This window comes from Desulfurispora sp. (genome assembly GCF_052744395.1).
The window spans coordinates 23,169-45,772 of record NZ_JBRAJI010000019.1 but is presented as its reverse complement, the minus strand read 5'-3'; the positions used below and the strand labels follow the sequence as shown (position 1 = coordinate 45,772).

General features: G+C 59.1%; 22 protein-coding genes and 1 riboswitch. Of the genes, 20 read left to right on the top strand and 2 right to left on the bottom strand.

Features of this window, described 5'->3' with window-relative positions; translation table 11 throughout:
* Nucleotides 1–161: 161 nt before the first annotated feature.
* Nucleotides 162–1,163: a methyl-accepting chemotaxis protein gene (locus ACUVTU_RS06950; protein ID WP_445889233.1), complete on the top strand. Its 1,002-nt coding sequence runs from the start codon at nucleotides 162–164 to the stop codon at nucleotides 1,161–1,163.
* Nucleotides 1,164–1,184: 21 nt separating this feature from the next.
* Here the strand turns inward: ACUVTU_RS06950 and ACUVTU_RS06945 are convergent, their stop codons facing one another.
* Both ACUVTU_RS06945 and ACUVTU_RS06940 read right to left on the bottom strand, forming a co-directional pair.
* A complete protein-coding gene (locus ACUVTU_RS06945) occupies nucleotides 1,185–1,925 on the bottom strand; it encodes an energy-coupling factor ABC transporter ATP-binding protein (protein ID WP_445889232.1) in 741 nt (246 codons plus the stop codon).
* Between the two features lie 51 nt (nucleotides 1,926–1,976).
* Nucleotides 1,977–2,678, bottom strand: a complete 702-nt coding sequence (locus tag ACUVTU_RS06940) for an ABC transporter permease (RefSeq protein WP_445889231.1) — start codon at nucleotides 2,676–2,678, stop codon at nucleotides 1,977–1,979.
* A gap of 200 nt (nucleotides 2,679–2,878) precedes the next feature.
* Nucleotides 2,879–3,004: riboswitch (molybdenum cofactor riboswitch) on the bottom strand.
* A 178-nt stretch (nucleotides 3,005–3,182) separates the two neighbouring features.
* On the opposite strand from ACUVTU_RS06940, the gene ACUVTU_RS06935 reads away from it, so the two are divergent.
* From ACUVTU_RS06935 to ACUVTU_RS06845, 19 genes are all read left to right on the top strand, one after another.
* Nucleotides 3,183–4,286 (top strand): hypothetical protein, encoded by a 1,104-nt coding sequence (locus ACUVTU_RS06935; protein WP_445889230.1) that lies wholly within the window; start codon nucleotides 3,183–3,185, stop codon nucleotides 4,284–4,286.
* On the top strand, nucleotides 4,279–5,082 hold the full coding sequence (locus tag ACUVTU_RS06930; protein ID WP_445889229.1) for a histidinol-phosphatase HisJ family protein: 804 nt from the start codon (nucleotides 4,279–4,281) through the stop codon (nucleotides 5,080–5,082). Before ACUVTU_RS06935 ends, ACUVTU_RS06930 begins: the two co-directional genes overlap by 8 nt.
* A gap of 420 nt (nucleotides 5,083–5,502) precedes the next feature.
* Nucleotides 5,503–5,691 carry an indolepyruvate ferredoxin oxidoreductase subunit alpha gene (locus tag ACUVTU_RS06925; protein ID WP_026176885.1) on the top strand — a complete coding sequence of 63 codons (189 nt, stop codon included), beginning with the start codon at nucleotides 5,503–5,505 and terminating at the stop codon, nucleotides 5,689–5,691.
* Nucleotides 5,692–5,799: 108 nt separating this feature from the next.
* Nucleotides 5,800–6,984 carry a dissimilatory-type sulfite reductase subunit alpha gene (gene dsrA, locus ACUVTU_RS06920; protein WP_445889228.1) on the top strand — a complete coding sequence of 395 codons (1,185 nt, stop codon included), beginning with the start codon at nucleotides 5,800–5,802 and terminating at the stop codon, nucleotides 6,982–6,984.
* A 114-nt stretch (nucleotides 6,985–7,098) separates the two neighbouring features.
* The gene (gene dsrB, locus ACUVTU_RS06915) at nucleotides 7,099–8,154 is read left to right on the top strand and encodes a dissimilatory-type sulfite reductase subunit beta (RefSeq protein WP_445889227.1); all 1,056 of its coding nucleotides are present in this window, start codon (nucleotides 7,099–7,101) and stop codon (nucleotides 8,152–8,154) included.
* 114 nt (nucleotides 8,155–8,268) lie between these two features.
* Nucleotides 8,269–8,457: a hypothetical protein gene (locus ACUVTU_RS06910; RefSeq protein WP_445889226.1), complete on the top strand. Its 189-nt coding sequence runs from the start codon at nucleotides 8,269–8,271 to the stop codon at nucleotides 8,455–8,457.
* A gap of 281 nt (nucleotides 8,458–8,738) precedes the next feature.
* On the top strand, nucleotides 8,739–8,927 hold the full coding sequence (locus ACUVTU_RS06905) for an ATP-binding protein (RefSeq protein WP_445889225.1): 189 nt from the start codon (nucleotides 8,739–8,741) through the stop codon (nucleotides 8,925–8,927).
* 51 nt (nucleotides 8,928–8,978) lie between these two features.
* Entirely contained in the window at nucleotides 8,979–9,788 is an 810-nt protein-coding gene (locus ACUVTU_RS06900) for a respiratory nitrate reductase subunit gamma (RefSeq protein WP_445889224.1), read from the top strand.
* Between the two features lie 15 nt (nucleotides 9,789–9,803).
* Nucleotides 9,804–11,186 carry a sulfate reduction electron transfer complex DsrMKJOP subunit DsrK gene (dsrK, locus tag ACUVTU_RS06895; RefSeq protein ID WP_445889223.1) on the top strand — a complete coding sequence of 461 codons (1,383 nt, stop codon included), beginning with the start codon at nucleotides 9,804–9,806 and terminating at the stop codon, nucleotides 11,184–11,186.
* Between the two features lie 163 nt (nucleotides 11,187–11,349).
* The gene (locus ACUVTU_RS06890) at nucleotides 11,350–11,667 is read left to right on the top strand and encodes a TusE/DsrC/DsvC family sulfur relay protein (protein ID WP_018086260.1); all 318 of its coding nucleotides are present in this window, start codon (nucleotides 11,350–11,352) and stop codon (nucleotides 11,665–11,667) included.
* A gap of 156 nt (nucleotides 11,668–11,823) precedes the next feature.
* A complete protein-coding gene (locus ACUVTU_RS06885) occupies nucleotides 11,824–13,431 on the top strand; it encodes a cobyrinate a,c-diamide synthase (protein ID WP_445889222.1) in 1,608 nt (535 codons plus the stop codon).
* A gap of 328 nt (nucleotides 13,432–13,759) precedes the next feature.
* On the top strand, nucleotides 13,760–14,455 hold the full coding sequence (gene sleB / locus ACUVTU_RS06880) for a spore cortex-lytic enzyme (RefSeq protein ID WP_445889221.1): 696 nt from the start codon (nucleotides 13,760–13,762) through the stop codon (nucleotides 14,453–14,455).
* Nucleotides 14,456–14,538: 83 nt separating this feature from the next.
* On the top strand, nucleotides 14,539–15,921 hold the full coding sequence (gene ypeB, locus ACUVTU_RS06875) for a germination protein YpeB (RefSeq protein WP_445889220.1): 1,383 nt from the start codon (nucleotides 14,539–14,541) through the stop codon (nucleotides 15,919–15,921).
* Between the two features lie 626 nt (nucleotides 15,922–16,547).
* Entirely contained in the window at nucleotides 16,548–17,051 is a 504-nt protein-coding gene (locus tag ACUVTU_RS06870) for an Lrp/AsnC family transcriptional regulator (protein ID WP_445889219.1), read from the top strand.
* Nucleotides 17,048–18,253: an aminotransferase class I/II-fold pyridoxal phosphate-dependent enzyme gene (locus ACUVTU_RS06865; RefSeq protein WP_445889218.1), complete on the top strand. Its 1,206-nt coding sequence runs from the start codon at nucleotides 17,048–17,050 to the stop codon at nucleotides 18,251–18,253. Before ACUVTU_RS06870 ends, ACUVTU_RS06865 begins: the two co-directional genes overlap by 4 nt.
* 211 nt (nucleotides 18,254–18,464) lie before the next feature.
* On the top strand, nucleotides 18,465–18,881 hold the full coding sequence (mntA, locus tag ACUVTU_RS06860) for a type VII toxin-antitoxin system MntA family adenylyltransferase antitoxin (RefSeq protein WP_445889217.1): 417 nt from the start codon (nucleotides 18,465–18,467) through the stop codon (nucleotides 18,879–18,881).
* A gap of 3 nt (nucleotides 18,882–18,884) precedes the next feature.
* The gene (hepT, locus tag ACUVTU_RS06855; protein WP_445889216.1) at nucleotides 18,885–19,307 is read left to right on the top strand and encodes a type VII toxin-antitoxin system HepT family RNase toxin; all 423 of its coding nucleotides are present in this window, start codon (nucleotides 18,885–18,887) and stop codon (nucleotides 19,305–19,307) included.
* 155 nt (nucleotides 19,308–19,462) lie between these two features.
* Complete coding sequence (locus ACUVTU_RS06850; RefSeq protein WP_445889215.1) at nucleotides 19,463–20,986, top strand: sodium:solute symporter family transporter; 1,524 nt, start codon at nucleotides 19,463–19,465, stop codon at nucleotides 20,984–20,986.
* Nucleotides 20,983–22,284, top strand: a complete 1,302-nt coding sequence (locus ACUVTU_RS06845; RefSeq protein WP_445889214.1) for a phenylacetate--CoA ligase family protein — start codon at nucleotides 20,983–20,985, stop codon at nucleotides 22,282–22,284. Before ACUVTU_RS06850 ends, ACUVTU_RS06845 begins: the two co-directional genes overlap by 4 nt.
* The last annotated feature ends 320 nt before the right edge of the window (nucleotides 22,285–22,604 follow it).

The window sequence follows — 22,604 nt, the reverse complement described above, 5'->3', positions numbered from 1 at the left end:
ATGAACCAGGAAGCTCCCGCCTCTTAGCGAAAGCGAAGGCGGGAGAGGCTTCACACTACCAGGAACAGGCTGGGGAATTGCCTGAAAAAATATTGTCGAAAAACCCCGATCTGCAATATAATAAAAGCACAAAAAATTGCCATTAACTGGAGGAGATGGGCTTGTTCAAACTATTTGCGCGTCAGCGCAAGCCGTTGGCCGGCTCGGAAACGGCGGCAGTGACCGAAACCGGTGCGCTTGCTGGATGGGATCCCGCCCCGCTGGCTCCCGCTGGGCGGGAGGCCGGCCCGGTGGTTGCCGGATCGGAGGGGGAAAATATTATTGAAAAGATGCACAACGAATGTGCCCTGGATACCCTGGTCAGGGTGATGCCCCTGGTGAAAGAGCTTTTCCCCCTGGACTGTATGCTGGCGGTTACCGATCGGGAAAAAATTATTTTTTATTCCCCGGGGCAAGAAATAGACAGCAACACTCCGGCGGGTACGCTCCTTAAGCCCGGGGACGGCCTGTACGAGGCGGTGCATCAGGGGCGGCGTTCGGTGGTGGATGTGCCGGCTGAGGTGCGCGGGATGCCCTTTAAGGCGGTGACCGTGCCGATTTATGACGCCGATGGCCGGACCGTACTGGGCTGTATTGGACTGGGTTTGTCTACAGCCAACCGGGTAAAATTGCTGGAGCAGAGTGATGTAGTGGCCCGGCTGACCGAACAGGTAGCCGATACCATATCCGAGCTGGCAGCCGCGGCGGAGAACCTGGCCCGGCAACAGGAGCGGCTGAAAGCGGCCGGCGACGAGATCCAGGAGCGGGTCAAGCAAACCGATCGCATTTTGCATTTTATCAGTGAGGTGGCCAATACTTCCAACCTGCTGGGTTTAAATGCCTCCATTGAGGCGGCCCGCGCCGGGGAGCACGGCCGGGGTTTTGCTGTGGTGGCCGAGGAAATCCGTAAAATGTCCCTGAGCAGCGCCGATTCGGTGAAGGAAATCCGGGGCATTTTGCAGGCGGTGAATGACAACCTGGAAAATATTTTACACGGTATTACCGAAACCTCAGCCATAGGCGAGCAGCAGGCCGCCTCCACCCAGGAAATTTCGGCCAGTGTCCAGGAACTGGCAGCACTGGCCCGCCAAATTCGCGAATTGACCGCGCAGGTAATTGGATAAACGAATACGAGGTTATCCAGGTTACGCCAGCCAGCGGGTGAACTGTTCCACACCCGGGGCCGGCCTTTGTACCACGTCGGACAGCGGCCCCTGTTGCAGCACCCGGCCCTGTTCCAGCACCACCAGGTGGTGGGCCAGCAGTTTAACCTCGCTGTAATCGTGGGTGACATAGACTGCGGTGCAGCCGTTTTCCGCCAGCAGCGCCTTTAAGTCGGCCAGCAGGGCCTGGCGGGTGGGCGTGTCCAGCGCGGCGGTGGGTTCGTCGAAAAACAAAAGGCGGGGCCGGAGCACCAGAGCGCGGGCCAGGCTGACCCGGCGGGCCTCGCCGCCCGAAAGCGAGAAGGCCTGCTGTCCGGACAAATGGGCAATGTTCAGGCGTTCCAGCCAGTAGTCCACCCGCTGTTTGATCTCGGCCCGGGGCAGGCCGCGGATTTTCAGCCCCAGAGCCACGTTTTCAAACACCGTGGTGTGCAGCAAAAGCGGCTTCTGCATGACCACGGCGTTTTCTTTTCTCAGCTCTGCGGCGTTGCGCGGGCCGGCTTCCCGGCCGAACAGGCGCATCCGCCCGGCAGTGGGTTTTTGCAGCAGGGCCATGATGTGCAAAAGGCTGGTTTTGCCGGCACCGTTTAAGCCCAGCAGGGCGGAAGTGCGACTGGCTGGCAGGGCCAGGTGATCTATTTGCAATATGGTGCGCTGGTTTTTGACCAGCAGCAGGTTTTCCATTTCAATGGCCGGGGCGGCTGATGTGCTTGTAGCAGACATGGATATATCCTCGCTATACTGGACATGGAGTATGACAGAAAAAGGCCCAAATCACAGCGATTGCCGCCGGGCCTGCTGAGCCTGGGTGAGCAGAGCGGTCACCGTCAGGCTGAACAGCAGCAGGATGATGCTGAAGGCCATGGCCATTTCGTACTGCCCTTTGGATACCTCCAGCACGGTGGCTGTGGTCAGCACCCGGGTCTGGCCGGCGATATTGCCGCCCACCATCATGGAGGCCCCCACTTCGCTGACCACACCGCCAAAACCGGCCATTACCGCGACCAGCAGGCCCAGGCGGGCCTCCCGGGCCAGCAGCCACATGACCTGCCAGCGGCAGGCGCCCAGAGCCAGCAACTGCAGGTGCAATGCGGGATTGAGCTGCTGGTAGGCGGCCGTGGCGTAGCCCATAACCAGCGGGGCGGCGATGATGCTCTGGGCGATGATCATGGCAGTTGGCGTGTACAGAAGACCCAGCATGCCCAGCGGCCCGTAGCGGGCCAGCAGCAGCCAAACGAACAGGCCTACCACCACGGGCGGCAGGCCCATGCCGAAATTGACCAGGCTGACAACCGCGTTGCGGCCGGGGAAGCGGCTCAGGGCCAGGGCAAAGCCGGCCGGCAGGCCGATGATTACGGCTATGGCCGTGGCCAGACCGGAAACCTTTAATGTGAGCAGGGTGATCTGCCAGACCTGGGGGTCACCGGTGCCTAACAGGTACAGGGCGGTTTTCAGGCCGGACAGATAGACCGACAAGGCTTTTCCCTCCCATAAAACCGTGTTCCTGGGTTGGGCAGCTAATATCCGAAGTACAGTGCCGGAAAATTATTTTTTCCGTATCCGGAGCCTGCTGCCTAAAGACAGTCTCCATACCTTGCCGGTGTCCGAAGCCTGACGACCGACAAGCAAAATAAACGCCGCCCGCAAAGGGCGGCGCAGATCCAGCTGCATCAAGCAGCCTGGCCCGGCGCGCTCCTTTCCAAAAGCGGGAGGCCGGACCATTTCTCGCCCGACCCTGACGGCCTGTCGCCATAGCTGCCGGAAAAGCCTTAGGCGGTACAGGCTCGGAGCACGGTTTGGTTGAAATGCTCATGACCTCAGGGTCATGATTGGATCAATTATAGCAGGTTAAATTATAAACCCGCCTGCAGCCGCCTGACAAGTGCGAAAAATTCTCCCCCGCTCCACGGCCGGCCGGGCTGTGATATAATAGTAGCATTTAACAGGTTTCCAAAAGCAATGTAAAGGCAGGTACAACCCATGCAGGACTCCAACGCTACAAAATCCTCCATTCCCGCCGGTCTGGTCACCGGCATTGGCAGCCTTCCTTTCACCACGCCGGAGGAAGCTCTGCCTCTGATCATGCAGCACTGCCCGCAGGCTCCCCACTGGCCGCAGCTGCCCCGGCGCGGCGGGCGGGAGGGCTTTGTCTTTCAGTTCCTCACGCCGCTCCTCACAACGCGCCTTTTGCGCCTGGAAGGGGACAAAGCGGTATTTAATACTGACAGCCCGGACTGGCCGGCCTGCCTGACCGAGTTTTATACGCTGTACCTGGCGGCCGAAGCCGGCGAAGCGGCAGCGCTGGATTATTTCGCCCTGCCGGAAGAAGCGGCGGTAGGATTTCATGCCTTTGCCCGGCACCTGGAGGTGCACGGCCCCGGCGCGGCGCTCTTCTACAAAGGGCACCAGGCCGGCCCGCTAACTATCGCCTTGCAGCTCAAGGATCACCGGGGGCGCATCTCCTACTACGATGACCAGTTGCGCGATTTGATCGTCAAAAGCCTGGCCTTAAACGCCCGCTGGCAGGTGCGCCGTCTGGGCGCCCTGGGCCGGCCGGTGATTTTCTTTGTGGACGAGCCGGCCATTGGGGTGTGCGGCAACTCCAACTACATCACGGTCACCCGGCAGATGGTGCTGGACGATTTAAACGCCATCTTTGACCAGGTGCATGCCGCCGGCGGCACGGTGGGCGTGCATTCCTGCGACGGCATCGACTGGTCGCTGCTTTATGAAAGCAAGGTGGATATAGTCAACCTGGATGCCTTTGCCTACTGGCAGTCCCTGCTGCCCTATGCTGCAGAGATGAAAGGCTTTCTGGCGCGCGGCGGGGTTATGGCCATGGGGCTGGTGCCCACCAGCGCGGCGGCCTGGCAGCAGACGGCGGACACACTGCTGGCCCACTTAAGCACTGTGTATAGCGAACTGGCCGCCCGCGGTGTGCATCGGCCTGTGCTAGCCCGGCAAACCATGATCACCCCGGCCTGCGGTACCGGGCTTTTAGAGCCGGAACTGGCGGTGCATATCTACAGCCTGGCCCGGCAGGCAGGGGAAAAATTCGCCAGGGAAGTGGCCGCCCTTGATTGACCTGCATCTGCACACCGCTCGCTGCGGCCACGCCCGGGGCAATATGGAGGAATACATTGCCCGGGCCCGGCAATTGGGCCTTGTGGCCATAGGCTTTGCTGATCACATTCCCATGTACTGGCTGCCGCCCGGACAGTGCGATCCCGAACTGGCCATGCCGCAGGAGCAGTTTGGCGATTATGTGCGCGAGGTGCTGGACTGGCGGGACAGGTGTTCCGGTATGAGCATCTACCTGGGGGTGGAGGCCGATTTTCAGGCGGGATATGAAGAGGTGCTGGACGGCCTGATCAAAGTTCACCCGCTGGATTATGTGCTGGGCTCCATCCATTTCATTGACGGCTGGGGCTTTGATAACCCGGCACTGCGCGACCAGTACGTCCGCCACGACCCGGACGAGCTGTACGAGCGCTATTTTATCCTGGTGGAGCAGGCGGTGGCCAGCGGCCTTTTCGACAGCATGGCCCATGTGGATCTGCTGAAAAAATTTGCCTTCCGGCCCCGCCGCCCTTTGACCCATCTCTACCAGCGCCTGGCCCGGGCCATGGCCCGGGCGGATGTTTGTGTGGAGCTGAACACGGCCGGCCTGCGGGTGCCGGCCAGGGAAATGTACCCGGCGGTGGAACTGCTGCGGGCCTGCTTTCAGCACGGCGTGCCCGTCACCCTGGGCTCGGATGCCCATGCTCCCGAGCAGGTGGGCTGGGAGTTCGGGCGGGCCCTTGCGCTGCTGCGCGAGGTGGGTTACAGCGAAATCGCCTATTTTGTGGGCCGGCGGCGCTGCTGCCGGCGCCTGCCCTAATTTTGCAGTGTAAATTGCGGGTGCGCCTTGGGAGCGAGCCCACTCGTTATTTGGCCCGGTTGTGTCACAATTGTAAACAGTTATAGCAGGAAATGGCCCGGCAGCGGCGAATAATATAACATTAAACAGCTGTGGCAGACACATCCTCTGGATTTTTACTCCGGCGGGGTGTAAAATAGCCTTGGGCCTGACTCTCCTCCCGGCAGGGTGATTAAAGCTTTCTTAAAGAAGTAAGATTTTTTTAAAAAAATGCCGCTTTTATAGCAGGAATAATTCATCCAGGCGCGAATATCTTGCCTTGAAGGAGAGAGTGTTACAGGGTTTGGCACTTTGCGCATTTCGGCAAAGTGCGAGGCGATTTTTTGTGTCTTTGTGAAAAAATGTATCAGCTAAAACAATTTTCAAGGAGGTCTGTCGGGCATGTATATGGTAACAGTAGATCGGGACAAGTGTGAAGGCTGCGGCGAATGCGCCAGCTCCTGCCCCGCTTCCATTCTGGGCATGGTTGACGACAAGGCCGAAGTTACCGGCGATGCCACCGAATGCCTGGGCTGCGAAACCTGTGTCACCGTTTGCCCCACCGGTGCCGTGACCATTCGCGAGCTTTAATCTTTCTCCCGCCTGAGTGGACGGTCGGGCCCTCATACTTCAGGCAACCAATTGGCTGGTGAGCAATTTTTCTATAAAAAAGAGTTCAAAAATATTGGAGGTGTCTTGATGGCTGAATTGAAAACGCCGCTTCTGGATCAGCTGACGACTGGCCCCTGGCCAAGCTTTGTGGCTGATATGAAGAGGCTGGTAGACAGAAAGCCCACCGTGGCTGACGTGCTGGCTCAGCTGGAGCTGTCCTACGAAGAGAAAAAGGGACACTGGAAACACGGCGGTATCGTGGGCGTAATGGGTTATGGCGGTGGTGTGATTGGCCGTTACTCCGACATGCCGGGGAAATTCCCCAACGTGGCCGAGTTCCACACCATGCGCCTCAATCAGCCCAGCGGCTGGTTCTACACCACCAAAGCGCTGCGCGACTTAATGAAAATCTGGGACAAGTACGGTAGCGGTCTGACCAACATGCACGGTTCCACCGGTGACATTATCCTGCTGGGTACCGTTACCGAAAACCTGCAGCCCGCTTTCGACGAGTTCAGCGAACTGGGCTGGGACCTGGGCGGTTCTGGTTCCGACCTGCGTACCCCCAGCTGCTGCGTGGGCCCTGCCCGCTGCGAAAGCGCCTGTATCGATACCCTGGATCTCTGCTATGACCTGACCCAGGAGTTCCAGGATGAACTGCACCGCCCGATGTGGCCGTACAAGTTCAAAATCAAGATTTCCGGTTGCGCCAATGACTGCGTGGCTTCTATCGCCCGTTCCGACTTCGCCATCATCGGCACCTGGCGCGATGATCTGAAGATCGATCAGGAAGCCGTGCGTGAGTATGTGAACAGCGGCTTTGACATTCAGGGCGTGGTCATTGACAAGTGCCCCACTAAATGCCTGACCTGGACCGGCAGCGAGCTGGTGCTGGACGGCCCCAACTGCGTGCGCTGCATGCACTGCATCAACAAGATGCCCAAGGCCCTGCGCCCCGGCGATGACAAAGGCGCCACCCTGCTGATCGGCGGCAAGGCCACCATTCTGCAGTCGGCCTTCCTGGGCTGGGTCATTGTTCCCTTCATGAAGCTGGAGAAGCCCTATGATGAGCTCAAAGACCTGCTGCGCAACATCTGGGAATGGTGGGACGAGCACGGCAAAGTGCGCGAGCGCATTGGCGAGCTGATCTACCGCAAGGGCATGCGTGTATTCCTGAAAGACCTAGGCCTGGATCCCCTGCCGCAAATGGTCTTCAAGCCGCGGGCCAACCCGTACTTCTTCTGGTGGCCGGAAGAAGTCAACCAGGGCTAAGAATCTTCCCTTTGACCGGTGCTGCCTGATTGCTCCAGTAGCGATCGGTGGCCGCACCGGCCAGGTATTATAAAACGCACCAAAGCAAATCTTTCGGGAGAGGTGAACCAATTTATGGCCAGAACTGACATCGGGCCTCCACATTATGAGCAGTTCTTACCCCCTGTGATCAAAGAGAACTACGGCAAGTGGAAGTATCACGAAATCTTAAAGCCCGGCGTTTTAAAGCACGTGGGTGAAACCGGTGAAATATACAGTGTGCGCGTAGGTTCCGCCCGTCTGCTGACCATTGATCGCATCGAGGAGTACTGCCAGCTGGCGGACAAGTACTGTGACGGCTACCTGCGTTTCACCAGCCGCAACAACGTGGAATTCCTGGTTTCCGACCCGGCCAAGGTGGAACCCCTGCTGGCCGAACTGAAGGAAAAGGGCTTCCCCGTGGGCGGCACCGGCAATGCCCTGAACAACATCATCCACACTCAGGGCTGGGTGCACTGCCATTCGGCCGCCACTGACGCTTCGGGTATTGTGAAGGCCGTCATGGACGAGCTCTATGAATACTTTGTGGACATGAAGCTGCCGGCCAAGCTGAAAATCTCTCTGGCCTGCTGCCTGAACATGTGCGGTGCTGTGCACTGTTCCGACATCGCCATCCTGGGTATTCACAGAACTCCGCCCAAGATCCAGCACGAGTGGGTGGCCAAGCAGTGCGAAATTCCCACCGTGGTGGCCAGCTGCCCCACCGGCGCTATTCGTCCCAATCCCAAGGAGAAGAGCGTCGTAGTGAACGAAGAAAAGTGTATGTACTGCGGTAACTGCTACACCATGTGCCCGGCCATGCCCATTGCCGACCCGGAAAACGACGGCGTGGCCATCCTGGTGGGCGGCAAGGTTTCCAACGCCCGTACCGTGCCCATGTTCTCCCGCCTGGCTATTCCGTACCTGCCCAACAACCCGCCGCGCTGGCCCGAAGTTACTCAGGCCATCCGCAAGCTGGTGGAAGTGTGGGTACAGAATGCCCGTCCCGGCGAGCGCTACGGAGAGTGGATCGAACGGATCGGCTGGGAAGCCTTCTTCAAGATTGCCGACCTGCCCTTTACCGACAAGCACATTGACGACTTCATCTTCTCCGTGCCCACCTTCCGGACATCGGCCCAGTTCAAGTTCTAGTGCAGGTGGCACAAGGCATAACCGGTTAATTTCAGGAATACAATATATTGCAGGCAGGCGGCGCAGTGGCCGCCTGCCGTGCTTGCTTAAAATTTTATCCGGTGGTGATTTGTTATGTCCGAAGATTTAAGAGCCAGAGTAGTGGCCTACCTGGAAAAGGTAGACAAAGTGAAGAGCAAAGACATCGCCGCCGCGCTGGGCGAGAAAAAGTCCGACGTGGACAAAGTGGTTAAGGAGCTGGCCAAAGAGGGCAAGGTGGAGTTTCTCTACATTGGCACCTCATATGTCAAGCTGGTCAAGTAACTCCGGGTGATCATTCCCGCCTCCGAAAAGCCGCACCGCTGCCCTGAAGAGTTGCGGAGCGGTTTTTTCTTGCAGTGGTAGATCCTGCCTGTGTCAATTCTAAAAAAACTGACACTTTGCAGAAGGATTAATTTGTTCTTTAACGAATTATTAATAAAACCGTCTGGTCAATCGGTAAACCGGTTTATGCCGCCGGCAGCGGGAGCACAGGGGGAGAGGAGAAGCTCTTTTATACCGGCGGAGCGGTAGTTTGGCGGAGAAATAGCGAGGAGGTGAATGGGATGTATCTGGTACAAGTTGATCGCGACAAATGTGAAGGCTGTGGCGAATGCGCCGAAGCCTGCCCGGGTTCCGTGCTGGGCATGGTGGACGGTAAGGCTGATGTGGTGGGCAGCAACGACGACTGCCTGGGCTGCGAAACCTGTGTTACTGTCTGCCCTTCCGGTGCCGTAACTCTGCAGGAGCTGTAATTAAACCTTACCGAAAACAGGGCTCTGCACCGACAAGGAGGTGTTTACCTGGTGCTTTCATACTTTATTGCCCAGATTATGCCCTATATTACCGTGACCATATTTGTCCTGGGCATACTGTATCGCCTGGGGCGCTGGGCCGGTGCCAGGATTGTGCACAACATCACATTGTCCCCCTGGCCCCAGAGCAATGCTGAAGTAGCCGCCATCATTGGCAGTGAAATTATTTTCTTCCGCAGCCTGTTCAATTTCGACCGCGCCCTGTGGGTGGGAGCCTGGTTTATGCACATTGCCCTGTTTGCCGTGCTGGGCGGGCACGTCATGGGCATATATTTTCTGGGCAAACAGTTTGTCTATATTGGCCTGACCGAGCACACCAGCGAGCAGATGTCCAACCTGCTGGGTACCACCATGGGCCTGGTCATGTTCGCCGGCCTGTTGTACCTGCTATATCGCCGGGTGGCCATTGACAAGGTGCGCCAGGTGTCCAATCCCAGCGACTACCTGCACCTTTTGCTCATTCTGTCCATCGTATCGGTGGGCAACTTCATGCGCCTGTTCCATGGCTTTGGCATTGAATACGCTCCGGTGAAAGAATTCATGACCCACCTGTTCACGCTTACTCCGGTGCCGGCCGATGCCGAGATTTACCAGAAACCGCTCTTTATTCTGCATTTCTTCCTGGTGCAAATTTTGATGATTGTTTTCCCGTTCAGCAAGCTGTTGCATGTCTTTGGCATTTTTGCTGAGCGCTATATCATTAACCGCGTCTACAAGGATCCGGCCCCCGGCCTGCCCAACGTGGACGTGGCAGCTGCCCGGGCGGCGGGCATTGGCCTGCCCAGCGGCGGGGATGCCTGATGGGAGGTGTAGCAATTGCCGATTGTAAACGGTCTTAAAGTACCTGTCCGGGCAACAGACGAAGAAATGCGGCACATTCACATTGATCCCATCCCCGATGAGCAGAAACCCGAGGTGGCGCTGCAGCATCTGGACGAAATGCGCAAGAAATTCCGCTCCTTCGTCCTGGCCATGGAGTCCTGTATCAAGTGCGGGGCCTGTGCCGAAAACTGCCACACCTACCTGGGGACGCGGGATCCCAACAACATCCCTACCAACCGGGCCGAGCTGATCCGCAAGATCTACCGGCGCTATTTCACCCTGGAGGGCCGCTGGTTCGGACAGCTGGTGGGGGCGGAAGACATCAGCCTGGACATTATTGAGCAGTGGTATTCCTATTTCTACCAGTGCAACGAGTGCCGCCGTTGTGCCATGGTCTGCCCCATGGGTATTGATACCTGTGAGGTAACCTTCATTGGCCGCCAGATCCTGCACTGGCTGGGCATAGTGCCCAAGCTGCACGCCCATGTGGGTGCGGCCATGGAAAAAGTAGGTAACCACACGGGCCTGCCCAAGCCGGGCATTGTGGACACGCTGGAGTTCCTGGCGGAAGAAGTCATGGACGAGTTTGGTGTGGAGATTGAGTTTCCGGTGGATAAACCCAATTCGGACATTCTCTACATCCCCTCTTCGGCCGACTTCCTGCTCAACCCCTACACCCTGATGGGGGCGGGCATGTTCTTCACCTATATCGGTGCCAACTGGACCATTCCCAGCACGGTGACCGAGGCCGGTAACTTTGGTCTGCTGTTCGACCAGCAGTTCACCCAGCGCCACAACGTCACCCGCCTGCTGGACGCCGCCCAGAAACTGGGCGTGAAGAAGATTGTCTGGGGCGAGTGCGGGCACGGCTGGCGGGCGGCCAAAATGTACATTCCCACCCTGGCCGACCGCCCGGTGCGCTGGCCCATTGTGCACCTGCATGACGAGGTGGCCTACTATATCAAGACCAACCAGCTCAAGCTGGATCCGAGCAAGAATAGCCGTCCCACCACGCTGCACGATCCGTGCAACTACGGGCGGGCCTGCGGCCTCATCCAGCAGCTGCGCGATGTGATCACGGCTGTAACCACCGATTTCCGGGAAATGACCCCCAACCGGGAGAAAAATTTCTGCTGCGGCGGCGGTTCGGCCGTCCTGTTCGACGACCCGGAAATGTACGATCTGCGCATCAAGTTCTCCCAGACCAAGGCCGATCAGGTGCGGGCCACCGGTGTGGGAGCCAATGGTGACGGTGTGCTCTGCGCTCCCTGCTCCATCTGCAAGGCTCAGCTCTATCCCATGGTGGAAGAGCACAAGCTGGGCGTGGAGGTCAAGGGCCTCATTGACCTGGTGGGCCGGGCCCTGGTGTGGAAGTAACAATTAACCGGCGGTGATGATTGACTGCTGGCGCGGACAATGGTATGCTATAGTGTGGGAATAACCTGGTGAAGTACCTGAGCCGTGCTGGCAGGCAGTGGTTAAGTTTGCTGGCTGTAAACAAAGCCACATTTAAAAAATAAACGGAGGTGCTATTCCTGCTATGCCATCCATCAATGTGAATGGTGTGGAAATCGAACTGGACGAGGACGGTTTTATCGTTGACCCCGAGCAGTGGAACGAAGACGTTGCCAAAGCTTTTGCGGCCAGTGAAGGTATTTCCGAACTGACCGAAGATCACTGGAAAGTGATCAACTACCTGCGCGACTACTACAAGCAGTTCCAGATCGCTCCCATGATCCGCAAGCTGTGCAAGGAAACCGGCTGCAGCCTGAAGTACATCTATGAACTGTTCCCCACCGGCCCGGCCAAGGGTGCCTGCAAACTGGCTGGCCTGCCTAAGCCCACCGGCTGCGTGTAATCACCCGGATCGGAGCATAGAAAGCACAAAAAAGGCTATAATTTAGACAAGTGTCCGTTCAGGCACATCCGATGGCGAAATGATTAAACGTTTCCCAGGGCGATGTGCCTGTTGTTTTATAGAAACAAGTTTGACGTATAAAAAGAAGGTGCTACTGTGAACCATGCTTTTCCCGGGAAGCATTCTCCCGGCCCCGCCGCCGGTGTTAGTCCACTGTCCGGAGGGGAGAAAACCGCGCCCGCCACAGTCCCCCGCCTGCTGATTGCCGCGCCGCACGGCCGCAGTGGCAAAACCACTGCCACCATTACGCTGCTGGCCGCCCTGCGCAGTGCCGGGCTTATTGTGCAGGCCTATAAAAAAGGCCCGGATTTCATCGATCCCAGCTGGCTGACCCTGCTCACCGGCCGTCCCTGCCGCAATCTGGACCCGTTCTTGATGGATGAGCAGCACATTGTGGCCAGCGTAAAGCAGCATACAGCCGGAGCCGATCTGGCTGTGATCGAAGGGGCCATGGGCCTGTACGACGGAGTGGACTTGGAAGGCAGCGGCAGCACGGCGGTGATTGCCAAAACCGTACAGTCGCCGGTGCTGCTGGTGGTGGATACCACCCGCATGACCCGCAGCGTGGCCGCTCTGGTTATGGGCTACCAGCACTTTGACCGGGAAGTCCATATTGCCGGGGTCATCCTGAATAAAGTGGCCCGGCCACGCCATGAACAAATGCTGGTGGCCGCGGTGGAACATTACTGTGGAGTACCCGTGGTGGGCATTATCCCCAAAGATCAGGGCCTCTCCATTCCCGACCGGCATCTGGGTCTGATCCCGGCCGGTGAGGTAGACGAACTGGTGGGCCGGATTCTGGCTGCCGGCGAGCAGGCCCGCCAGTATTTTCATCTGGAGGTCATTTTACAAATTGCCCGTCAGGCCCCGCCCCTGCCAGATGAGTCTCTGGCCGGCAGTGCAGAAGCCCCCGCGCCGCCTGTGGATGGGCCCGGTCTGGAGGCAGTGGCCCACTCTCCGGGCTGGCCCGGGATGGGTGAAGATGGGGGAAAATGGGTTTATACCGGCACCGGAGCAGCGGAGCCCCGGCGCTGTTTAGCGGCAAAAGCAGAAGGTTCCGGGCCGCGCATTGGCATTATTCGCGACCGGGCGTTTAGCTTTTACTACCCGGAAAACCTGGAAGCACTGCAGTCCGCCGGGGCCGAGCTGGTTTTTATTGACGCCCTGTCGGCCGCGGCCTTGCCCCCAGTGCACGGCCTGTATATTGGCGGGGGTTTTCCCGAAGTGTTTGCCCGCGAGCTATCGGCCAATCAATCCCTGCTGCAGGACATCAAAAGCAGGGTGGAAACCGGCCTGCCGGTATATGCTGAGTGCGGCGGCTTGATGTTTCTGAGCCGCAGTATCATCAGCGGCGAAACTGCCTATCCTCTGACCGGTATATTCCCCTGCGACGTGGTCATGTGCGCCAGGCCCCAGGGCCACGGCTATGAGGAAGTGCAGGTGCTGGGAAATAACCCCTACTATGCGCCGGGCACAGTGCTGCGCGGTCATGAATTTCACCATTCCCGCCTGGTCAATGTGGAGGAGGGGCAGGCCCGCTTTGCTTTCCGGGTGACCCGGGGCAGGGGCATTGACGGCGTGCATGACGGACTAGTCTATAAAAATGTGCTGGCCTGCTACCTGCACCTGCACGCCCTGACGGTGCCCGGCTGGGCCCCGGCCCTGGTGGACCGGGCGCGATGGTATAAGGAGAAGTGCGACTAACTAATACTACAGCGTAAAATGGCAGGCGTGTTTCTTTATAAGGATGTCGAATCTGTGCCTATCCAGCAGAGTCCGCCGCAAGCTGTGGTGCCGTTCGGTGCGTAGCCGCTGGGCGAGCGTTGCACATGTTCGCACTGAATAGTTCCACGTGACCGGCAGGCGTTGCTGCCCGGCACGAAATTAGTGCGAGCATACATCCTAACACTGGTGTTCGACAAACTACCGGCAGGTGCCCCGTGCACCTGCCTTTTACATATTTATCCCTCCCCCGGAGCACAATATCACGCATAGAAAAACGTGCACAGACAATAACAGGGGAGGGATACTCTTGCTCACCGGAAAAAGAAAAAAAATCCTCCTGCTCACCCTGCTGGGGGGACTGCTGCTGCTGGCCCTCTGGCAAGGCCTGGCCGCGGCCCAGGGGCGGGTGCTGTACTGGGGCAGTCGCGGTAACGATGTGATCAAAGTCCAGAGCAAGCTCAACCAGTGGGGCTATTACCGGGGACCCATCGACGGCTACTACGGCAGCAAAACATTCCGGGCCGTCAAGCAGTTCCAGGCCAAAAACGGGCTGGTCGCCGACGGGGTGGTAGGGCCCAGGACCTGGGCGGCGCTGGGCTTTCCGCCGCCCGGCAGCGCCAGCCGGCCGGGTGTATCGCGCGGCATTACCGACCGGGACGTGGTGACCCTGCTGGCCCGGGTTATTGAGGGCGAGGCGGCCGACGAGTCCTTCCTGGGCAAGGTGGCGGTGGGAGCGGTGATCCTGAACCGGGTGCAGAGCCCGGCCTTTCCCAACAGCCTGGCCGGAGTGATCTACCAGCCCCTGGCCTTTGAAAGCATTGCCAATGGACAGGCCTATCGCCCCCTGTCCGAAGAATCGCTGCGGGCGGCCCAGCAGGCCCTGAGCGGCTTTGATCCCACCGGGGGGGCACTGTATTTCTGGAACCCGGCCAAGCGGGTCAGCTCCTGGATCTGGTCGCGGCCCATAGTGACCCAAATCGGGCGGCATGTTTTCGCCCGGTGAAGCGGCGCTGCCCAGGAAGAAGCAGCGGTGGAGGCTGGCAGGGCAATGTACCGTTCCACAATAAATAACGGCAGGTGAAAAAAGTGGAGGAAAAAGTGAGCAGAAGGCGCTGGATTATCCCGGGCCTGCTGGGTCTGCTGGCCCTGATCTTGCTTGGTTACTGGGCAGTCAACCAGCAGCGGGGCCGGGCCGAACTGGAGACGGCGTTGCGCAACAAATACCAGCGCGCCTTTTATGAGCTGGTGTACAATGTGCAGGGGGTGGAGGTGCTGCTGTCCAAAAGCCTGATTGGTCAGGACAGCCGCATGGATTTAAACCTGTTTATGAACCTGTGGCAGCAGGCCGATATAGCCCAGCGGGAACTGGCCCAGCTGCCTGTGCCCGCCGCCGCCTCCGGGCGCATCAGCAAGTTCTTAAACCAGGTCAGCGACTTTTCCGGCAGTCTGGCCCGGCAGGCGGCAGCCGGCAAGCCCCTTTCCGAAGAGCAGTGGAAGACCTTAAAAGAGCTCTACAGCCGGGTGAGCAGTTTGCACGAGGATCTGCGCGCTATTGAAACCAGCATCGCCGACGGCAGCATGACCATGAGCGAGCTGGCCGGCAGCCGCAAAAAGGGCCTGCTAAAAGAGGCCCCCCGGCTGGCTGACAGCAATTTTGCCGAGATCAGCGACAAAATGAAAAATATGCCCGTATTGATCTACGACGGTCCCTTTTCCGATCACCTGGCGGCCAGGAAACCGCGCGGCCTGCCGGCAGGTACGGTCAGCCTGGAACAGGCCCGGCAGACCGCCTCCAAATTCATCCAGCGCACTCCTGGGCGGGAATATTCCTTTGGCGAAATCAGGCTGGACCGGGGCAATATACCGGTGTACCGGGTGGAGATGGCCGGCCGGCCGCTGCGGCGCGGCGAGCGGGTGCTGGTGGGTGTGACCCGGCAGGGCGGACGGGTGTTGTGGATGATCAACACCCGTCCGCTGGGCGACAAAAGAATTTCGACCACCCAGGCGCTGCAGCGGGCCAACCAATTTCTGAAAGAACGCGGCTTGACCAATCTGGAGCCCAATTATTACGAAACGCAGAGCAACGTATTGCTGATCAACTACGTTTACAAAACACCGCAGGGTGTGCTGGTCTACCCCGACCTGCTCAAAGTGGGGGTGGCCCTGGACAACGGCCAGGTGGTGGCCTTTGAGGCCAGGAATTACTGGCAAAATCATGTGGACAGCCGGCCCACCCGGCCCGCGCTGACGCCAGAACTGGCCCGGCAGCGCCTGTCCCCGCACCTGGAAAATGTCAGCTCCGGGCGGCTGGTAATTATACCCACAACGCCTGACAAAGAGGTGCTGGCCTATGAATTCAAGGGCCAGCTGGGCAACGATGTATATCTGATCTACATCAATGCCCACACCGCCGCCGAGGAAAAAATCCTGCGCCTGGTACGTACCGGAGGCGGTGTCCTGACCATTTAGCAGGTGCTGCGACCGGTACGCCAGATGGGCTCGCTCAGGCAGAGCACACCTGCAAATTTAAGCCATAGTATTAGGGTTTGTCTGCATCCGGGCACCGCGGGCCAAAGGCACCTTGCTCTGCAACCTCGTCTCAATGGGCGGTGAAAGGCGCCAGAGGCGGAAATATGGCCGGAAGAGGCATTGACGTACCGGGCGGACCATGCTAAAATATGCATACTTTTGAATATTGCTGAACAGCAATGATGGGAGAGAAGGACAGCCAGCGGTCAGCAGCGAGCCGGGGTGGGTGCGAGCCCGGCAGACCAGCACTGTTCGGGCCGGCCCGGAGCGCCTGCCAGAGCGGCATCAGCCGCAGGAAGCAGGCCGGATACCCCGCCGTTACCGGGGAGCCAAGCGGGTATACTGACTGCCGGAAAGGGCGCGCAGCAGATGCGGCGGCCAGTTTCCGGGCCGTTATTTTGCGGCCGGTATACCAACAGGGGTGGTACCACGGGAAGTCATGCTCTCGTCCCTTGCCGGGACGGGAGCTTTTTATTTGGCCGCCGGTGGCCGGGAGGGCAAGCGCCGCAGACCGGAACCGGCCCCAAGCCATATGTCATTATTTACCAACAAGGCGGTGAGAGAAATTGCCCGTTCCGTCAAATAACCTGGACAAAGAAATTCTGGCCATCCTGGAGGAAAACGCCCGCATTTCCCTGCACGAAATCGCCTTTATGCTGAATATGGATGTAGAGGACGTAGCCCGGCGGGTGCGGGAACTGGAGGAGCGCAAAGTAATTACCGGCTACCTGGCGCTGGTCAACTGGGAGAAGGTGGGCGAGGAAAGGGTCTGCGCCTTTATCGAGGTGCGCACCCAGCCGCAGCGCGACGTGGGCTATGACGCCGTGGCCGAGCGCATTTCTCGCTTTTCCGAAGTGCGCAGTGTGCGCCTGATGTCGGGCGCCTACGACCTGGCCGTAATCGTGGAGGGGCGCAACATGCGCGAGGTGAGCAACTTTGTGGCCACCCGCCTGGCCACCATTGAGGGAGTGGTCAGCACCACCACCCACTTTGTGCTCAAGACCTACAAGCAGGACGGCGTGATTTTGGAGAACGAAGAAGAGGACAGGAGGCTGGTGATTTCCCCATGACCGGTAAAAGAGACTGGAGCGAAAAGCTCAACCCCGTAGTGCGCCACATGCCGCCTTCGGGCATCCGGCGGTTTTTCGACCTGGTGGCCGAAATGAAGGGCGTCATTTCCCTGGGGGTGGGCGAGCCCGACTTCATCACCCCCTGGCACATCCGGGAGGCCTGCATCTATGCCCTGGAAAAGGGTTACACCATGTATACTTCCAACCAGGGTCTGCTGGAACTGCGCGAAGCCATCGCCCGGGACCTGGACCTCACTTACGGCGTGACTTACGACGCCCGGCGCGAACTGCTGGTCACGGTGGGCGTGAGCGAAGGGCTGGACCTGGCCATGCGGGCCCTGCTGGCCCCGGGGGATGAAGTGCTCATCCCCGAGCCCTCCTATGTGTCCTATGCCCCCTGTGTGCTCATGGCCGGCGGGGTGCCCGTGACCATGCCCACCAGCATGGAGAACAGCTTCCGCCTGACGGCGGACACCCTGGAAAAACACATCACGCCGCGCAGCAAGGTGCTGCTGCTCTGCTATCCCAACAATCCCACCGGAGCGGTCATGGGGCGCCGGGATTTGCTGGAGGTGGCCGAAGTAGCCCGCGCCCATGATCTGATAGTCATTTCGGACGAAATTTACGACCGGCTAACCTATGTGGGACAGCACACCTGCCTGGCCTCATTGCCCGGCATGCAGGAACGCACCGTGCTGCTAAACGGCTTTTCCAAAGCCTACGCCATGACCGGCTGGCGGGTGGGCTATGTGGCCGCCAACGCCGATTTCATTGCCGCCATGACCAAGATCCACCAGTACACCATGCTCTGCGCGCCCATCACCGCCCAGATGGCCGCGCTGGAAGCCCTGCAGAACGGCCGGGAGAGCATGCAGAAAATGGTGCAGCAGTACAGCCGCCGCCGCCACCTGGTGGTACAGGGGCTGCGGGAAATGGGCCTGCCCTGTTTTGAGCCGGGCGGCGCCTTTTACGCCTTCCCCGACATCACGCCCACCGGCCTGTCCTCGGAGGAGTTTGCGGAAGCGCTGCTGCGGGAGGAAAAAGTGGCCCTGGTGCCCGGCAATGCCTTCGGCCCCAGCGGCGAGGGCCACGTGCGCCTGTCCTACGCCTCCTCGCTGGATGACCTGGGCGAAGCCCTGCGCCGCATGGCCCGCTTTGTCCAAAAGCGCGGCGTGCGGGTGCGGGCGGTAGTGAATATGTAGCTAAATGGTGTTATAATCCATTTGAGCTGTTCGGATTGACAAAGATACAGCTCCCGGGGCTGAACGCCCGGGAGCATTATTATCTCATGTTTTAAACAGTTGCCGGACAGAAATGACAAGTACCAGGCAATATTAGCCCTGTTAGCTAGTGATGGTCCCGGACGGTAGTGCTATAATGAAAATATCAGCGTGGTAATGGGGTGGGGTGAGCGTGCCAGAAAGGCTGATGGAACAGATTAAGGCCTACTTTAAGGCCAGCCCCGGCATAGACGCGGTGTATCTATTCGGTTCGGCAGCCAGAGGCGAGTGGCGAGCCAAAAGCGATGTGGATTTGGCGGTACTTTTTGACAGCAGGGCGGGTGGCAAGTTGGCCCGCTTCGACCGGTTGCTGACCATGGCGCTGGAACTGGAATCGCTACTGGGACGCCGTGTGGACCTGGTGGATATGCGGGAAATTCCGTCAGTACTACAGCACCAGGTGCTGAAATGCGGCCGCTGCATTGTGGAGAATAATCCCCAGAGCCGGGTGCAGTTCGAAGTTGCGGCCCGTCGCCACTACTTCGACATGCAACGTATCTATGAACGGCGCAACCGCGTTTTGATGCAGTTCTTGAGCGGGGAGGGGTAGGGCATGGTGGACCGCCAGGTCATTTCTGAGAAACTGAAATATCTGGCCGAATATATATCTGATCTGGAAGGCGAGTGCGGTGTCAGTTTCGAGGAGTTCAACGGTAACAAAATGCTACGCCGCTACGTAGAAAGAACTTTGCACCTGGCCATAGAGTGCTGCCTGGATATTGGTAGTCACATTATTTCCAGTGACAAGCTGAGGGAACCGGAAGATAATAAAGATATATTTGTGGTACTGGTAGAAAATAAATATTTGCCGGCTGGCGACCTGGATACCTGGAAGAAAATGGCCCGCTTTAGAAACTTAATTGTGCACAGTTATGCCCGAATCGACCCGGAAATTCTTTATGCCATATGGCACAGGAATATTTCCGATTTAAAAAAGTTTGCCGGTAACATTCAGAAGAAGCTACTGTTATCCTGATTCAGTACGAAAAGGTTGTTGGAAAATAAATTTTCCTCCATGGGGCAGGAAAATGGCCGGGGATGCCGAATAAAATATAGCATTGTCGCGCGGCACCGGGCAGCGCCCGGTGCCGGCGCCCCAAATTTAATATGAAGTATGGGAGGATGGTAGGTATGAAACTGCTACTGCTGGGTATTTTTGTGGCTGTGCTGCTGGGCTGCGGGCTCTACAGCATGAGCCGGGCGCGTACGGTGCAGGAGTTTTTCCTGGGCGACCGGGGAGTGGGTCCCTGGCTGTCGGCCTTCGCGTACGGCACCACATACTTTTCAGCAGTTATTTTTATTGGTTACGCCGGCAAGGTGGGCTGGGGCTTCGGCCTGTCCTCGCTGTGGATTGTACTGGGCAACACGCTGCTGGGCAGCCTGCTGGCCTGGTTGGTACTGGCCCGGCGTACCCGGCTCATGACCACCCGTCTGGGGGCCATGACCATGCCCGAATTTCTGGGCGCCCGCTACCGGGACAACAACCTGAAAATTTTCTCCGCTCTGGTGATCTTCATCTTCCTGGTGCCCTACTCGGCTTCGGTGTACATGGGTCTCAGTTACCTGTTCAATCAGATCTTCGGCATACCCTACCTGTATGTGGCGGTTTTCATGTGCGTGCTCACCGGACTGTACCTGGTACTGGGCGGTTACCGGGCGGTGGCCCTGACCGATTTTATCCAGGGCCTGGTGATGATTGGCGGTGTGGCTATGCTGCTCTACTATGTGCTGCACGCACCCCAGGTGGGTGGCCTGAAGGGCTTTTTGCCCGCTCTCAAGACGCAAAATCCGGCCCTGGTCAGCCCCTTCGGTCCGGCGGGCGGCGGGCTGGCCCTTTTGTCCCTGGTGCTGCTCACCAGCCTGGGCCCCTGGGGGATGCCCCAGATGGTGCAGAAGTTTTACGCCATTCGCGATGAGGCGGCCATCCGCCGGGCCATGATTGTGGCCAGCCTGTTTGCCCTGCTAATCACTTTTGGCGCCTATTTTACCGGCTCCATGACCCATCTCTTTTTCGACAAGCTGCCGGTAGATCCGGTGAGCGGCAAGCCCACTCCCGATCTGCTCATGCCCATGTTGCTGAAAAACCTGCTGCCCGAACTGGCGGCCACGGTGATTCTGCTGCTGGTGCTCTCGGCTTCCATGTCCACCCTGGCCTCGCTGGTGCTGGTGAGCGCTTCCAGCATCTCCATCGACCTGACGGCGGCCCTGGGCATCAGGCTTAGCCCGCGCAGCGGCATTAACCTGATGCGCCTGCTGTGCGCCGTGTTCATCGCCCTGTCGCTGCTTATCGCCCTACTCAAGCCGGCCATCATCCTCAGCCTGATGGCCATGTCCTGGGGCGCGGTAGCCGGGTTCTTCCTGGCCCCCTACCTGTACGGGTTGTTCTGGCGCGGCGCTACCCCGGCCGGGGCCTGGGCGGCCGGCCTCACCGGCCTGACCGTGGCCGTGGTAGGATCGCTGTACTTCAAGCTCAACCCGGCCGTAATTCCCCAGATTGGCTGTGCGGCCATGCTGGCCCCCCTGCTGGTGCTGCCCCTGGTCAGTCTGGTTACCCCCGCTTTAAGCGGCGAGCATGTGGAAAAAGTTTTCGGAGCCCTGGCTCCGACCGATAAGGCATATTTGCTCACAACAGCCAAGGAAGTGGAAAGCACATGATCTGGGATCCCCAGCACGAGTGTATGGAGAGAGAACAAATGCAGGCGCTGCAACTGCAGCGCCTGCAGCAGGTTGTGGCCCGGGTGTACGACCGGGTTCCCTTTTACCGGCAGCTTTTTGATGAAAGAGGAGTTAGGCCGGAGGATGTGCGCAGCCTGGCGGATCTGGCCAGCCTGCCCTTCACCACCAAGGACGCCCTGCGGGAAAACTACCCCTACGGCCTGTTTGCCGTGCCCATGCAGCAGATTGTCCGCCTGCACGCCTCCTCGGGTACCACGGGCAAGCCTACCGTGGTGGGCTACACCAGAGCCGACCTGCACACCTGGGCCGAACTGGTGGCCCGCATGGTCACCCAGGCCGGCGTGACCAGCGGCGACATCGCCCAGATTACTTTTGGCTATGGCCTGTTCACGGGAGCCTTCGGCCTCCACTACGGGCTGGAAAAGGTGGGAGCGGCCATTGTCCCGGCCTCGGTGGGCAACACCGAAAAGCAGATCACCCTGATGCAGGACTTCGGCACTACTGTACTGGTGGGCACGCCTTCCTACGCCCTGCACCTGGCCGAGGTGGCCCGGGGCATGGGCGTGGACCCGGTAGCGCTGCCCGTGCGGCTGGGTCTTTTCGGCGCTGAAGCCTGGACCGAGGAAATGCGCCGCGAGCTGGAGGCGGCCTGGGGCATCAAGGCCACCGACAACTACGGCTTGAGCGAAATCATCGGTCCCGGGGTGGCCGGCGAATGCGGCCATTGTCCGGGCTGGATGCACATTTCCGAGGACCATTTCCTGGCCGAGGTGATTGACCCGCACACCGGCCAGCCCCTGGGCCTGGAGCAGGAGGGCGAGCTGGTGATCACCACCCTGACCAAAGAAGCCCTGCCCCTGATCCGCTACCGCACCAAGGACATCACCGTGCTCACCGCGCAGCCCTGCGCCTGCGGCCGCACCACCCTGCGCATGCGCAAGGTGAGCGGGCGCAGCGACGATATGCTCATTGTCTCGGGCGTCAACGTTTTCCCCTCGCAGATTGAGAGTGTGCTCATGTCCATCGAGGGCATTGCTCCCCATTACCAGATTATCCTGGGCAAGAAGGGGTACCTGGACTATATTGAAGTGCAGGTGGAACTGACCGAAGAGGCTTTCACCGGCCAGTTCCGCGATCTGGAGGAACTGGAACGGCGCATCAAGACCCGCCTGCAGAGCGTGCTGTCCATCGGCCCGCGGGTGCGCCTTTTAGAGCCGCACTCCATTGAGCGCAGCCAGGGCAAGGCCAGGCGGGTGATTGATCTGCGCCGGCCTTAGGACGGTACTGGTTAATGTGCAGGTATCGTGGAATGTAAGTTGGTCTGGTCAAATTTTCATGGCGCGGCAGTTGTCCATAGCGAACGACTTACGAAGCACCGGTAACGGCACAGGCGCGGCGAGGTCGCTGCACCCGCGGTGCGAAGTGGCGGGGCTAAAAGCATGCTGCAGCTGATGCGAAACTGAAGTGCTATACGCCTGGCATAGAATGGCAATTGGTACCATGCCGCATACGAGCACCGCGCCGGTGCAGCCCGCTGCCGCGCCGTTGTGCCGTCGGTGCGTAGTATGGAGAGAGCGTGGACAATGCCGCGCAGATT

Bases quoted from the DNA above. Each gene is read 5' to 3' on its own strand.
- ACUVTU_RS06945 (WP_445889232.1), bottom strand. From the start codon at position 1,925: ATGTCTGCTACAAGCACATCAGCCGCCCCGGCCATTGAAATGGAAAAC.
- ACUVTU_RS06935 (WP_445889230.1), top strand. From the start codon at position 3,183: ATGCAGGACTCCAACGCTACAAAATCCTCCATTCCCGCCGGTCTGGTC.
- ACUVTU_RS06925 (WP_026176885.1), top strand. From the start codon at position 5,503: ATGTATATGGTAACAGTAGATCGGGACAAGTGTGAAGGCTGCGGCGAA.
- dsrA (WP_445889228.1), top strand. From the start codon at position 5,800: ATGGCTGAATTGAAAACGCCGCTTCTGGATCAGCTGACGACTGGCCCC.
- dsrB (WP_445889227.1), top strand. From the start codon at position 7,099: ATGGCCAGAACTGACATCGGGCCTCCACATTATGAGCAGTTCTTACCC.
- ACUVTU_RS06910 (WP_445889226.1), top strand. From the start codon at position 8,269: ATGTCCGAAGATTTAAGAGCCAGAGTAGTGGCCTACCTGGAAAAGGTA.
- ACUVTU_RS06905 (WP_445889225.1), top strand. From the start codon at position 8,739: ATGTATCTGGTACAAGTTGATCGCGACAAATGTGAAGGCTGTGGCGAA.
- ACUVTU_RS06890 (WP_018086260.1), top strand. From the start codon at position 11,350: ATGCCATCCATCAATGTGAATGGTGTGGAAATCGAACTGGACGAGGAC.
- ACUVTU_RS06865 (WP_445889218.1), top strand. From the start codon at position 17,048: ATGACCGGTAAAAGAGACTGGAGCGAAAAGCTCAACCCCGTAGTGCGC.
- hepT (WP_445889216.1), top strand. From the start codon at position 18,885: ATGGTGGACCGCCAGGTCATTTCTGAGAAACTGAAATATCTGGCCGAA.
- ACUVTU_RS06850 (WP_445889215.1), top strand. From the start codon at position 19,463: ATGAAACTGCTACTGCTGGGTATTTTTGTGGCTGTGCTGCTGGGCTGC.
- ACUVTU_RS06845 (WP_445889214.1), top strand. From the start codon at position 20,983: ATGATCTGGGATCCCCAGCACGAGTGTATGGAGAGAGAACAAATGCAG.